Below are 12,444 nucleotides of genomic sequence, written 5' to 3'. Positions count from 1 at the left end.
TGGTCTGGACCTTGACGCCAGGATTGGTCTGGTCCAATCCTGGGATGTCCCGCCGTGCACCGCCGCCGCACGGCTTTCCGCCGGTTCCTGGAGTGCAGATGCGTCGACGCAGACCTTTCTCCCGATTGTCCGTTTCCCTGGCCCTGGCGGCGTTTTCGGCCGGTTCGCTGGTCGCCGCGGCCGGGACCGCCCAGGCCGCCACGCCGCTGCCGGCGCACGTGTTCGCGCCGTACTTCGAAGCCTGGACCGGCGAGAGCCCCGCCGCGCTGGCCCAGCAGTCCGGCGCCAAGCACCTCACCATGGCGTTCATCCAGGCCGCCACCAAGGGCTCCTGCACGGTGTACTGGAACGGCGACACCGGCATGCCGATCGCCACCGGCACCTTCGGCGCCGACATCGCCACCATCCGCTCCCGCGGCGGCGACGTCATCCCGTCCTTCGGCGGCTACACCGCCGACAACACCGGCACCGAAATCGCCGACAGCTGCACCAATGTGGACTCCATCGCCGCGGCCTACGAGTCGGTGATCACCACCTACGACGTGCCCCGCCTCGACATGGACATCGAGGACAACTCGCTGACCAACTCCGCCGGGATCGACCGCCGCAACAAGGCCATCAAGAAGGTCCAGGACTGGGCCGCCGCTTCCGGCCGCTCCCTGCAGATCTCCTACACCCTGCCCACGACCACCCACGGCCTCGCCGACAGCGGGCTGGCCGTGCTGCGCAACGCCGTCACCAACGGCACCCGCGTCGACGTCGTCAACCTGATGACCTTCGACTACTACGACAACGCCACCCACCAGATGGCCACCGACACCCAGACCGCCGCGAGCGGCCTGGTCTCGCAGCTCGCGTCCCTCTACCCGGGCAAGACGCAGGCGCAGCTGTGGGCGATGGTCGGCATCACCGAGATGATCGGCGTCGACGACTTCGGCCCGGCCGAGACCTTCACCACCGCCGACGCCGCCACCGTCTACAACTGGGCCGTCTCCAAGGGCATCAACACCCTGTCGTTCTGGGCGCTGCAGCGCGACAACGGCAGCTGCCCCGGTGGCGCCGCGGCGGACAACTGTTCCGGCATCGCCCAGGACACCTGGTTCTTCAGCCACGCCTTCGAACCTTTCACCGGCGGCACTTCCGTGCCCGGCAACGACTTCTCCCTCGCCGCGAACCCGGCGTCGGCGGCGGTGGACCCGGGTGGCTCGGCGTCGGCGACCGTGACCACCGCCGTGACGTCCGGCTCCGCCCAGCAGGTGGCGCTGTCGGTCACCGGCGCCCCCGCCGGCGTCACCGCGTCCGTCAGCCCCGGCTCGGTCACCGCGGGCGGCAGCGCGACGCTGTCGGTGAGCACCACCGCCGCCGCCGTCCCCGGCGTCTACCCGCTCACCGTGACCGGCGCGGCTGCTTCCGGCAGCCACAGCACCACTTTCACCCTCACCGTCAAGGGCACCGCGCCCGCGGGCGGCGTGGTCAACGGCGGCTTCGAAACCGGCTCGCTGAGCCCGTGGACCGCACCCGGTGACGCGGTCGTCGCTTCCCCGGCGCACTCGGGTACCCACGCGCTGCAGGTCGTGCCGTCGGCGTCGGCGACCGGTGAAGCGGCGCAGAACGTGACGCTGGCCCCGAACCACGCCTACACGCTCACGGCCTGGGTGCAGGGCAGCTACGCCTACGTCGGTGTCCGGGGCGGCGCCACCGCCAGCGCGTGGACCTCCGGCAGCGGCTGGACGAAGCTGTCGGTGCCCTTCACGACCGGGGCGTCCGGCGCGGTGACGGTGTACGTCCACGGCTGGTACGGCCAAAGTGCCGTCTACGCGGACGACTTCGCCATCAGCTGAGAAACGTGCGGCTTTTCGGCGGCGGCCCGGTTGGGCAAGACGGAGGTTGGCCGGGCCGCCGCCGGCCGGAAGACTGCGCGGGAACGATCTTCCGCCCCCGCGAGGAGGAACCGATGCCGCACATCCCGCTCGACCCGCAGCTGCCCGGGATCCGGTCCCTGATGGCCTTCCGGCCGGAAACGGCCGTCCCGCTCAACCACCTCGCGCAAACCCTCCTGCGCGGCCCGAGCAGCCTCACGGTCGGCGAGCGCGAGCTGATCGCGGCGGTGGTGTCGAACGGCAACGAGTGCCGCTTCTGCCACGGCAGCCACGCCGCCGCCGCGGCCGAAACCCTCGACGGCGGCCGCGCGGTCGTCGACGCGGCCTGCGCCGGGATCGACGACGCACCGGTGGGGGCGAAGCTCAAGGCCCTGCTGCGGATCGCGCTGGCGACGCGGGAAACCGGCCGCGCGGTGACCCCCGAGCTGATCGCGGCCGCCCGCGCGGAAGGCGCAACCGACGTCGAGCTGCACGACACGGTCCTCATCGCGGCGGCGTTCTGCATGTTCAACCGCTACGTCGACGGTCTCGCCACCGTGGCCCCGGACGACCAGGCGGTCTACGACCAGATCGGGAAGGTGCTCGCCGCCGAGGGCTACGGCCGGTAGGGCGGTTCGCGACGTCGGATAGGCTCCCGCCGGAACATTGAGGGGGGACTTCGATGTCGAGATTCGTGCGGCCCGCACTGTGGACGATCGGGGCGCTCGCGGCCGGCGGGTTCGCGTTCTGGCTGCTGCTGGCGCTGAACATCCCGTACCGGAGCACCGCGGCGCCGGAAACCACGCCGCCCGCCACGTCGGCGACCGCTCCGGCCACATCGGCACCGCCGCCCGTGCCCGCGGAGCGGACGGCGTGGGTCACCGGCGTCCGGCCGGGCCCGGACGACCACAGCGCGGTGCTGCACGTTGACCTGCCCACCTGCGCGGTCGCGCCGCACGCCGAGGTGACCGAGGACGGCACCGCGATCCGCGCCGGCGTCCTGTTCCGCGCCGAGGCGACGGCGGACTGTCCGCAACGCCCGGCCGACTTCCCGATCAGGACGGCCGCACCGATCGGGAAGCGGCCGGTGATCGTCAACGTCACGGAAACCTGGGGGCAGGCGGCCGGGAACTGGCGGAAGTGCGACGAGCACCTCGGCTGCGAGCCGCCCGCCGACCACTGCAGCCCGGCGTGGGTGGCGCAGCTGGAGTTCAGCGCGGAGGCCGAGTTCCCCGGCACCACCCGGGCCTGCGACCAGAACTGGCTGATCCACGACCTCCAGCGGCACCGCGGCCAGGCCCCGAGTCGGGTCGCCTACCGCTGGGCAGGCAACGGCTGGGCGAGCTTCGCCTCGTCGCAGGGCGGCGGCTGCGCCGAGATCCTGGCCGCCGAGCCGAAGTTCCCCACCGCGCTGTGCCAGAACCTCACCCCGCCGGGGTGAGGGGCTCCCGGAGGGCTCACGCGGCCACGACCGGGCCGGTCCGGGCCCGGCTCGCCCGCCGCGCCGGGTGCCGAACACGGCCATGCCGAGGACTCCGAGACCGAGGACTCCGGCAGAAGGGGCCTGCCAGGGATCTCCGGCCGGCCGAACGAGCCGTCCGCCGCGGATTTGCCGGTTCGGAAGCGGTTTGGAAGCCGGATCCAGCACAATGCGGGGGAACGCGAAGGAGCTCAACCATGAACCGTGCTGTAGCTGCCGCTCTTCTCACCGCGGCCGCGCTCGCCGTGCTCGCCCCGGCTGCGTCCGCGGTGAGCGGACCCCCGAGCGACCCGTCGCCGGTCGGCGGGGTGGGAAGCGGTCCCTACATCGGCGACGTGCCGAAACCCGGCCCTGGGGGCCAGTGACCACCGACGTACCCGACCCGGGCCGCGGGGGCCGGTGACCCCCGTGGCTCAAGGCACCAGCACGACGCGGCCCGGGCTGCTCCACGCCCGGGCCGCGTCGCGCAGCGGGACGCGCTCGTACCCGACGGTCAGCGCGCCCGCCGTCGCGTGGGCCACCACCGTCAGCAGCGCTTCGCGGCGCTCGGCGGCGGTCAGTTCGTTGTTCGTGTACCCGTGGATGTGCAGCGACCGGCTGCGCAGCAGCGCCGAGGGGACCGGGCACACCTCGCCGGCCGCGCTGCCGAGGTTGACCAGCCGCCCGCCCGGACGCAGGGTGCGCAGCGCCGCCGCGGCCGGGAGCCCGCACACCGGGTCCAGCACCAGGTCGACCGGCCCGGCCGCCGCGGAAAGCCGCTGCGCCAGCCCCTCGACGTCGTCGCCCTCCTCGAGCCGGACCGTGGCGTCCGCGCCGAAGCCGCGGGCCCGCTCCAGCGCGGCCGCCGACCGCGCGCACGCCACCACCCGCCCGGCCCCGGCCACCCGCGCCAGCTGGACGGCCGACTGCCCGACCACCCCGCCCGCGCCCAGCACCAGCACCGTCTCACCCGCGGCCAGCCCGCCCGTGCGCGTCAGGCACAGCCACGCCGCCACGGCCGACAGCCCGAGCGCCGCGACGAGCGCGTGATCGGTCCCGTCCGGCAGCTCGACCACGTCGCCGGACGTGACTACGGCGTACTCGGCCATGCTCCCGTCCCCGGGCCGCATGCCTGCCGCCGTGGCGAACCAGACCGGCCGGCCCGCCACCTCGCCCACTCCCTGCACCCCCGGCACGTACGGCGTCGCGGGCACGCCGAAGTAGGACGTGCCGGACGCGCAGAGCAGGTCGAGCGGGGTGATCGGCGCCGCCGTCACGCGGACGGCGACCTCACCGGGCCCGGGTGACGGTTCCGCCCGGTCGGCCACCACCGGGGGCCGGCCGGGCGTGCGGATCTCGGCCGCGCGCACCGGCGGTCACACCGGCTGCAGGACGAAGTCGTACCGCGCCTCGAGCCACGGCTGGGCCGATTCGCCGCCGTCCGGTGTCGGCCCGGGCTCGCGCGGCTCGAACGCGACCACCAGCTCCTGCTTCGTGCCGAACACGACGTCGCTGTCCAGGTACTGCGCGCCTTCCTGGAACAGGTGGGTGATCAGCGGCTCGTACCCGGCGGCGTTGATCAGGAAGTGCACGTGGGCGGGCCGGAAGTGGCTGATGTCGGTGCCGCGGATCAGCTCGCCGACCGGGCCGTCCATCGGGATGGAGTACCCCTTCGGCGCGATCGTTCGCACGCAGTAGGTCCCGTCGGCGCGGCTGGTGTACTTCGCCCGCAGCCGGGCCTCGTCGACGTCCGGGAGCTGCGACTCGTACGCGCCTTCCTCGTCGGCCTGCCAGACGTCGAGGACCGCTCCGATCACGGGGAAGCCGTCCAGGCCGCGCACCGAACCGGTGATGTAGAGCGGCGTGCCGGGCAGGCCGTCGGACATGTCCCCGCCGAACTCCTTCTCCGGCGAACCGTCGATGTGGAAGGGGCCGAGCACGGTGGCCGGGGTCGCCTTCGCGTCGAAGGCGTGGTTCATCTGCACCACCAGCATGCTCAGGCCCAGCACGTCGGAGGCGAGGATGAACTCCTCCCGCTTCTCGGTGCTGATCTGCCCGGTTTCGGTGAGCCACCGCATCGCGGCCATCCACTCGGGTTCGGTCAGCCGCACTTCGCGGGCGAACGCGTGCAGGTGGCGCACGAGCGCGGCCATCACCTCCGCCGTCCGCGGGTCGTGCGCGCTCGCCCAGCGCTGCGCGGCGAGCTCGGTGATGTTGTCCTCGGTGACCAGCTGCATCGGCGTTCCTCTCACGCGTGCGGATCCGGTGGGACCGACCGGTTGTTCAGGTCGACCGACAAGAAGATGTCGTTGGCGACGGGCCGGCGCAGCTCCTCGGCCAGCTGGCCGATCAGCCCGGCGGTCCTGGCCAGCAGCGCGAACCCGCGCAGCAGCTCCAGCGGCAGCCCGAGGTCGGCGAGCGCCGCGCCGCAGACGCCGGCGCCGTTGAGCGGCAGCGTCTTGCCCAGCACCCGCGGGTGCACCCGGCCGATCGCGGCGAACAGCTCCAGGTGCGGGCCGCGCAGGCCTTCCTCGCCGGCGATTTCGAACAGCCGCCGGGTGCGCGGGTCGCCGTCCTTGTGCACGTGGTGCCCGAGCCCGGGGACGAACTTCCGCTCGGCACGGCGCTTTTCGACCGTCGCGAGCGCGAGCGCGTCCCACCCGTCCTCGTCGGACGGGAGTTCGTCCACTTCGGACAGGACGTCGTGCAGGAACCGGCCGCTGTCCTCGGTGACGCCGAGGAACCGCGACCCGCCGCCCAGCAGGCCGGCCGCCAGCGCGCCCTGGACGGAGTCCGGCGCGGACAGGTAGGTCAGCCGCGTGACGATCGCGGTCGGGGTGAAGCCGTGGTCGGCCAAGGCGGCCAGCACCGCTTCGAAGACCCGGGTTTCCCCGCTGGACGGACGTCGCTGCGTCGCCAGCCAGAAGGCGAGCTCGCCGAACCCGACCGTGCCCATCACGTCTTCGGCGAGGTCGTGGCCGAGGAGGGTGATCTTGTCCTGGGTGGACGCGCCCAGGGCCGTTTCGTAGACCGGGTCAGCCATCGGCGGCCTCCGTCAGCCAGGCCCGGAGTTCGGCGCCGTGTTCGTCGAGTTCCGGCGGCGGCAGCCGGTACCCGGCCGGGGTCGCGGAAAACCGGATGGGGTGGCGGGTCGTCGGGACCGCGCGGTCGCCGGCGCCGACCTCGACGATCGGGTCGAGCCCGAAGCGCTCGGCCATCGCGAACCCGCCGTCGATCGTGTTGATCGGTCCACAGGGGACACCGACCTTCGTCAGCGCGTCGAACCACTCCACCGCACCGCGCTTCGCGAGCCGTTCGACGAGGATCGGCCGGAGCTCTTCGCGGTTCTTCGTGCGATCGGCGTTGCGGGCGAACCGCGGGTCGTCCGGGATCCCGGGCAGGTCGAGCACTTCGCACAGCCGGCGGAACTGGCCGTCGTTGGCCGCGGCGACGATCAGGTCGGCGTCGGCCGTCGGCAGCGGCTCGTAGGGGAACACGCTGGGGTGGGCGTTGCCCATCCGGTACGGCACCACGCCACCGGCGGCGAAGGCCGAGCTGTGGTTCACCAGGCCGGTCAGCGCCGAGGACAGCAGGTTGACCTCGACGTGCTGGCCTTCGCCGGTCGCGTCGCGGTGGCGCAGCGCGGCCAGGATGCCGATCACCGCGTGGTTGCCCGCCATGACGTCGAACACCGAGATGCCGGCCCGGTACGGCGGCCCGTCCGGATCACCGGTGAGGCTCATCAGGCCCGAGATCGCCTGCACCATCAGGTCGTAGCCGGGCACGTGCGCGCCTTCGCCCGCCCCGAACCCGCTGATCGAGGCGTAGACGCTGCCGGGGTTGGCCCGGTGGACCGTCTCGTAGTCCAGGCCGTACTTGGCCAGCCCGCCGGGCTTGAAGTTCTCGATCAGCACGTCCGCCCGGGCCGCGAGCTCGCGGGCGACGACGGCGTCGGCCTCCTCGCGCAGGTCGAGCGCGATGGACCGCTTCCCGCGGTTGACGCCGAGGTAGTAGGTCGAGACGTCGCCGCGCACCGGCGGCATCCACGTGCGCGTCTCGTCGCCCTGCGGGCCCTCGACCTTGACGACGTCGGCGCCCATGTCCGCGAGCAGCATCGTGGCGTACGGGCCGGCCAGCACCCGGGAGAAGTCCGCGACCAGCAGCCCGGACAGCGGGCCGGTGGGGGAGTCCAAACCGCTTCCTCGCCTTCTGTCCGTCAGACGGACTGTTGTCCGTCAGTCTGCGGCAGCGGCCGGGTCGCGGTCAAGGCGTCAGGAGACGGCGGGGACGGTCACGTGCGGGACGGCGTCCAGGCGGGCGAAGTCGGCGCTGATCTCCCCGGCCGTCTGCAGCAGCAGCGGCAGGTGGTGCTCCAGCAGCCGCTCGACCGGGGTCTCCGCCGCGTGGCAGTTGACGTTGACCCCGGCGATCACCCGGCCCGATCCGTCGCGCAGCGGCGCGGCCACCGACCGGATGCCCAGCGCGAGCTGCTCGTCGGTCAGGGCCCAGCCGCGGGCCCGCACCTCGCGCAGCTCGGCGTCGCGTTCGGCGCGGTCCGGCTGCCAGCGGGCGACCAGTCCCGAGCGGGTCGGCTCGGCCAGCACCGCCTCCAGCTCGTCCGGCGGCAGCGCGGCCAGCTGCACCTTGCCCAGCGAGGTCGGCAGGGCCGGGAACCGGGTGCCGATCTGCACGCTCAGTCCCACGATCTTCGGCACCGCCACCCGGGCCACGTAGACGATGTCCGAGCCGTCGAGCTGGGCGATCGAGCACGACTCGTTCGTCCGCGCGACCAGCCGCTCCAGGTGCGGGCGGGCGACGTCCCACAGCCCGGTGGAGTGCACGTAGGCGACGCCGAGGTCGAGCACCCGCGGGGTCAGGGAGTAGTCGCGGCCGTCGGTGCGGACGTAGCCGAGCTCCTCGAGGGTCAGCAGGATCCGGCGCGCGGTCGGGCGGGCCAGGCCGGCCGCGGTGGCGACCTCGGCCAGCGTCATCGCCCGCCGGCCGGGCCGGAACGCCGTGATCACCTCGAGCCCGCGCGCCAGCGCCTCGATGAAGTCGGGACCGGTTCCCTCGCGTGGCATGCGCGACCTCCCTCTGCAGTGGTCCTCCCGGGCAGCGTAGCGGCGGGGATTGACACCGGCGCGGTGCTGGACGAAAGTGGCGGCACCCGTCGGGTGTCCGTTCAGCGGACAAGTGTACGCAACGGAGGAACCATGTCCGGATCGATCGTCCTGCGGGGTGGCACGGTGCTGACCCTCGACGACGCGCGCCGCGTCCTGCCCGGCGAAGACGTCCTGGTCGAGGGCGACCGGATCGCCGCGATCGGACCGGCGCTGGCCGTCCCGGCGGGCACGACCGAGATCGACGCCTCCGGCGGCATCGTCATGCCGGGGATGATCGACACCCACCGCCACCTCTGGCAGACGGCCATGCGCGGCTACGGCGCCGACTGGACGCTGACCCAGTACTTCGTCTGGTACTACCTCGAGTGGGGCAAGGTGTTCCGCCCCGAGGACATCTACGCCGGCAACCTGCTCGGCGCGTGGGAAGCGCTGGAGGCCGGCGTCACGACCACCGTCGACTGGTCCCACGGCCTGCAGACCACCGGGCACGCCGACGCGGCGGCCGACGCGCTCGAAGCCGTCCCCGGCCGGTTCGTGCTGGCCTACGGCAACATCCAGGACGCCCCGGCGAACTGGACGGGCACGCCGGAGTTCCGCGACTTCGTCGCGCGGCGCACGGGGGGCGGCGGTGGCCTCGAGGGGTTCCAGCTCGCCTTCGACGTCACCGGCGACCCGGCGTTCCCCGAGAAGCCGGCGTTCGAGGTGGCCCGTGAGCTCGGCGTGCCGGTGACCACGCACGCCGGCGTGTGGGGCGCGACCGGTGACGACGGCATCCGCCTGATGTACGACCACGGGTTCATGACGCCGGAGACGATCTACGTCCACGGCGCGTCCCTGTCGGCGGACTCCTACCACCGCATCGCCGCCACCGGTGGCTCGGTGTCGGTCTCGACCGAGAGCGAGCAGAGCGCCGGCCAGGGGTACCCGCCGACCTGGGCGCTGCGCAAGTACGGCATCCCGGTGTCGCTGTCGATGGACACGTCGGTGTGGTGGAGCGGCGACCTGTTCTCGGCCATGCGCGCCACCCTGGGCGCCGACCGGTCGCGGGAGCACCTGGAGGCCCACGCCGAGGGCGAGACGGTGACGCACGCGGCGCTGCGCGCGGAGCAGGTCGTGGAGTGGGCCACCCGCGGCGGGGCCGCCGCGCTGGGCCGCGCGGACCTCGGCAGCCTCGAGGCCGGCAAGACCGCCGACGTCGTGCTGCTGAAGAACGACGACTCGCCGGTGTCCTTCCCGCTGCTGAACCCCTACGGCCACGTGGCGTTCCAGGCGCAGCGCGCGGACGTCCACACCGTCCTGGTCGGCGGCCGGGTGGTCAAGCGCGACGGCCGCCTGGTCGGCGCCGACCTGCCCGCCGTCCGGCGGCACGTCGAGGGCACGGTCGAGTACCTGCGCGGGCAGCTGGGGGAGGAGGCCTGGCGGCAGGGCATGAACCCGGACGTCCCGGAGACCAAGGTCCTCGACAACCCGTACACCTACACCGACTACCAGAGCGACCGCACCCACGGCGGCTGAGCTACGGTTCTCGCCGTGGTCCAGGTCTTCGTCCAACCCGCGTACGGCACCGCGGACGCCCGCCGGTACGGCGCGGAGTCCCTGGAGCGGGCCGTGGCCTTCCGCGAGTTCGCCGAGCTGCTCGACGCCGCCGACCTCGCCCGCCTGAACGCCCTGCACCCCGGCGGGCGGGCGCGGTTCTGGGGCGCCAAGGACAAGTACGACCGCCGGATGGACACCGTCACCACCGGCGACGTCGTCCTCTTCACCGGCCGCAAGCACGTCCAGGCCACCGCCGAGGTGGGGCACGGGTTCCGCAATCCGGCCTTCGCGCGCCGCCTGTGGAACCCGGACCCCGGCAAGTGCCTGTTCAGCAACGTCTACAGCCTCCGCCGCTACCGGCGCGTCGAGCTGCCCTACGAGGCGATCTGGGCGCTGCCCGGCTTCAACCCCGGCGACCACTTCATGGGCCTGCGGTTCCTCGACGAGTCCAAGTCGGCCGCCGTGCTGGGGCTGCTCGCCGCGCGCTGAGCCGCGGCCGCCCTCAGCAGTGCGGCATCACGTCGTCGAAGGACGCGCAGTTGTCCTGGTCCCACGGGGTCGTCTGCCACTGCTCGGCCGTCAGGATCCGGGACGTGTCGCCCGCGACGAACTGCCAGGGCCCGTAGTAGGCGTTGCTGAACCAGTAGTTGCCCTGGTCGTGCGTGATGGCGTCCTGGACGATCTTGCCCTGGTAGGGCGACCAGGACGGGTAGGTCCCCCAGTTGGACAGCAGCGCCATCTTGCCGCAGGAGGAGTTCGTGCAGCCGACACGGGCCGGGTCGAAGCGGAACGTGTTGTCGTGCACCTCGACCAGCTGGGTCTTCCAGCGGCAGTCGTCGAACAGCGGCGGTTCGGCGATGCCCGGCGCCGAGCACTGCGTCCGGTCGGCGACGAGCTTCGTGCAGGTGTTGATCGAGGTGTTGGCCGGGCTGTTACAGAACCGGTCGGCGTTCTCCCAGGCCGTGATGCCGGACCAGTTGTCCTCGAAGGTGTTGTCGTAGATGTCGATCAGGTGAGTGCGGGCCGGCACCCGGGGCTCGCCGCCCGACTCGGACAGGTAGACGCTCGCCACCGGGAAGTTGTCACCGCGGTCGGCCCGGCGCTTGCCCGCGACCAGGCTGTTGCGCCGCAGGACGTTGTCGCGGAACACCAGGTTGTAGCTGATCTCGTAGAAGAGCGCCTCGGCGTCGTTGTCCTCGATGAGGTTGTTCTCGATGAGGAAGTCGTTGTTGTCGGTGTCGGCCCAGAGCCCGGCGCCGTGGTTGTGGTGGATCCAGTTCCCGCGCACGTCGGCCTTGTCGACCACCCAGAACTTGACCCCGCCGCTGCACCCGCACCCGGGACTGCGCGTTTCCCAGTCGTCGGTGTTGTTGCCCGCAATTTCGTTGCCCTCGATGACCAGCGCGGTGATCGTGCTGTCCGACCGGTAGGCGTTCATGCCGTACTGCCCGTTGTTGCGCAGACAGCTGTGCCGGACCTCCTGGCGGGCGCCCGCCATGATTCCCGCGCCTTTGTTGTTCTGCACGGTCGTGTTTTCGATGATCCAATGCTCGCCGGAATCGTGGTTCACCACGCCCTGGTCCTGCGGGGCGACGAAGTTCTGGATCGTGAGGCCGCGGATGACGACGTCCTTGGCCTGCTGGGTGAACGCCGCCCGGTTGATGCCCTGCCCGTCCAGCACCGCGCCGGGAGCGCCGAGGTAGACGTCGCCGTCCTTGGGGATGATCTGCCCGAACGGGTCCGCGGCCAGCGTGTGCGTGCCGGGGGGCAGCCAGAACGTCGTCCCCGGCGGCGACTCCTGCGACTTGCGGTAGAGGTCGCCGGGCACCGCGGCGTCGACGGTGACCGCCCCGGCCGGCGCGGTCGCGTTGGCCAGTGGCTGGTGATCGCACACGGGGCCGGGCGTCACCGCGGCCGCGGACACGGCCGGGGCGAGCGGTACGGCGAACGTGGCCAGCAGAACGACGGCCAGAATGGGTCTGAGGGGTGACATGTCGTGAACCTACGCAATTGATGGCGCAACGGCTTGGTCCGTTCGAGTCGATTGCCGCGCTTTTCGGGTGTACCAGGTAACGGAAAATGCCGTGATTACTCCACGACTGTGCATAACGTGGGAACAATCGGTGGACGGTTCTGTTATCGTGGTCCGGCCGGTGTCACCGGCCGGAATTCTTCGCCGGAGCGGGGTGCCGGCGGTCCTGCCGGGGCCACGCCGGTGGGCCACCTGCCGCGGGCGGGTCGGCCGAGCGGCCGAGCGCGGCGGCGGGCGGCCGGGGGACCGCGTCCGGGGCCCCCGGCCGCCACGCCGGAGGTTTCCGGTTAAACGGAAAACTACCTGAGCGAGTGATTTCGGGCCATTCATTCCGGTCGGCCCCGCCTCGGCGAACTAGGCTTGTCCGACTCCATTCCGGATCTGTCCTCCACTCGGCGGTTCCCGCGCACCGATCGGGTATTTGCCCAGGTCAAC

12 protein-coding genes are annotated in these 12,444 nt (G+C 72.3%); 6 read left to right on the top strand and 6 right to left on the bottom strand.

Going from position 1 to position 12,444, the window contains the following annotated elements; genetic code table 11:
* The first annotated feature begins 125 nt into the window (after window positions 1–125).
* The 4 genes from ACLJOU_RS12095 (at window position 126) to ACLJOU_RS12080 (ending at window position 3,704) form a co-directional block, all read left to right on the top strand.
* Window positions 126–1,841: a glycosyl hydrolase family 18 protein gene (locus tag ACLJOU_RS12095; RefSeq protein ID WP_410566563.1), complete on the top strand. Its 1,716-nt coding sequence runs from the start codon at window positions 126–128 to the stop codon at window positions 1,839–1,841.
* A gap of 113 nt (window positions 1,842–1,954) precedes the next feature.
* Window positions 1,955–2,488, top strand: coding sequence for a carboxymuconolactone decarboxylase family protein (locus ACLJOU_RS12090; RefSeq protein WP_410566561.1), 534 nt, complete (start codon window positions 1,955–1,957; stop codon window positions 2,486–2,488).
* 53 nt (window positions 2,489–2,541) lie between these two features.
* Complete coding sequence (locus ACLJOU_RS12085) at window positions 2,542–3,300, top strand: hypothetical protein (RefSeq protein WP_410566560.1); 759 nt, start codon at window positions 2,542–2,544, stop codon at window positions 3,298–3,300.
* Window positions 3,301–3,536: 236 nt separating this feature from the next.
* Complete coding sequence (locus tag ACLJOU_RS12080; protein WP_410566558.1) at window positions 3,537–3,704, top strand: hypothetical protein; 168 nt, start codon at window positions 3,537–3,539, stop codon at window positions 3,702–3,704.
* A 48-nt stretch (window positions 3,705–3,752) separates the two neighbouring features.
* Here ACLJOU_RS12080 and ACLJOU_RS12075 read toward each other — a convergent pair whose 3' ends face one another.
* From ACLJOU_RS12075 to ACLJOU_RS12055, 5 genes are all read right to left on the bottom strand, one after another.
* A complete protein-coding gene (locus tag ACLJOU_RS12075; protein ID WP_410566556.1) occupies window positions 3,753–4,688 on the bottom strand; it encodes a quinone oxidoreductase family protein in 936 nt (311 codons plus the stop codon).
* 6 nt (window positions 4,689–4,694) lie between these two features.
* Window positions 4,695–5,555 carry a dioxygenase gene (locus ACLJOU_RS12070; protein WP_410566554.1) on the bottom strand — a complete coding sequence of 287 codons (861 nt, stop codon included), beginning with the start codon at window positions 5,553–5,555 and terminating at the stop codon, window positions 4,695–4,697.
* An 11-nt stretch (window positions 5,556–5,566) separates the two neighbouring features.
* Window positions 5,567–6,361, bottom strand: a complete 795-nt coding sequence (locus ACLJOU_RS12065; RefSeq protein WP_410566552.1) for a citryl-CoA lyase — start codon at window positions 6,359–6,361, stop codon at window positions 5,567–5,569.
* Window positions 6,354–7,511 carry a CaiB/BaiF CoA transferase family protein gene (locus ACLJOU_RS12060; RefSeq protein WP_410566550.1) on the bottom strand — a complete coding sequence of 386 codons (1,158 nt, stop codon included), beginning with the start codon at window positions 7,509–7,511 and terminating at the stop codon, window positions 6,354–6,356. Before ACLJOU_RS12060 ends, ACLJOU_RS12065 begins: the two co-directional genes overlap by 8 nt.
* A 78-nt stretch (window positions 7,512–7,589) precedes the next feature.
* Window positions 7,590–8,399, bottom strand: a complete 810-nt coding sequence (locus ACLJOU_RS12055) for an IclR family transcriptional regulator C-terminal domain-containing protein (protein ID WP_410566548.1) — start codon at window positions 8,397–8,399, stop codon at window positions 7,590–7,592.
* Window positions 8,400–8,531: 132 nt separating this feature from the next.
* On the opposite strand from ACLJOU_RS12055, the gene ACLJOU_RS12050 reads away from it, so the two are divergent.
* Together ACLJOU_RS12050 and ACLJOU_RS12045 are read left to right on the top strand one after the other, a co-directional pair.
* On the top strand, window positions 8,532–9,956 hold the full coding sequence (locus tag ACLJOU_RS12050; RefSeq protein WP_410566546.1) for an amidohydrolase family protein: 1,425 nt from the start codon (window positions 8,532–8,534) through the stop codon (window positions 9,954–9,956).
* Window positions 9,957–9,971: 15 nt separating this feature from the next.
* Window positions 9,972–10,466: a hypothetical protein gene (locus ACLJOU_RS12045; RefSeq protein ID WP_410566544.1), complete on the top strand. Its 495-nt coding sequence runs from the start codon at window positions 9,972–9,974 to the stop codon at window positions 10,464–10,466.
* Window positions 10,467–10,479: 13 nt separating this feature from the next.
* Here ACLJOU_RS12045 and ACLJOU_RS12040 read toward each other — a convergent pair whose 3' ends face one another.
* The gene (locus ACLJOU_RS12040) at window positions 10,480–11,970 is read right to left on the bottom strand and encodes a right-handed parallel beta-helix repeat-containing protein (RefSeq protein WP_410566542.1); all 1,491 of its coding nucleotides are present in this window, start codon (window positions 11,968–11,970) and stop codon (window positions 10,480–10,482) included.
* Between the last annotated feature and the right edge of the window lie 474 nt (window positions 11,971–12,444).

This window comes from Amycolatopsis sp. cmx-4-61 (assembly GCF_046548775.1).
Classification (GTDB): Bacteria; Actinomycetota; Actinomycetes; order Mycobacteriales; family Pseudonocardiaceae; genus Amycolatopsis.
Note: the sequence above shows the minus strand (reverse complement) of the source record. Positions and strands in the feature narration are given on the sequence as shown.

Excerpts from the sequence above, each read along its gene's own strand:
- ACLJOU_RS12090 (WP_410566561.1), top strand. The coding sequence starts at position 1,955 with ATGCCGCACATCCCGCTCGACCCGCAGCTGCCCGGGATCCGGTCCCTG.
- ACLJOU_RS12085 (WP_410566560.1), top strand. The coding sequence starts at position 2,542 with ATGTCGAGATTCGTGCGGCCCGCACTGTGGACGATCGGGGCGCTCGCG.
- ACLJOU_RS12080 (WP_410566558.1), top strand. The coding sequence starts at position 3,537 with ATGAACCGTGCTGTAGCTGCCGCTCTTCTCACCGCGGCCGCGCTCGCC.
- ACLJOU_RS12070 (WP_410566554.1), bottom strand. The coding sequence starts at position 5,555 with ATGCAGCTGGTCACCGAGGACAACATCACCGAGCTCGCCGCGCAGCGC.
- ACLJOU_RS12065 (WP_410566552.1), bottom strand. The coding sequence starts at position 6,361 with ATGGCTGACCCGGTCTACGAAACGGCCCTGGGCGCGTCCACCCAGGAC.
- ACLJOU_RS12055 (WP_410566548.1), bottom strand. The coding sequence starts at position 8,399 with ATGCCACGCGAGGGAACCGGTCCCGACTTCATCGAGGCGCTGGCGCGC.
- ACLJOU_RS12050 (WP_410566546.1), top strand. The coding sequence starts at position 8,532 with ATGTCCGGATCGATCGTCCTGCGGGGTGGCACGGTGCTGACCCTCGAC.
- ACLJOU_RS12040 (WP_410566542.1), bottom strand. The coding sequence starts at position 11,970 with ATGTCACCCCTCAGACCCATTCTGGCCGTCGTTCTGCTGGCCACGTTC.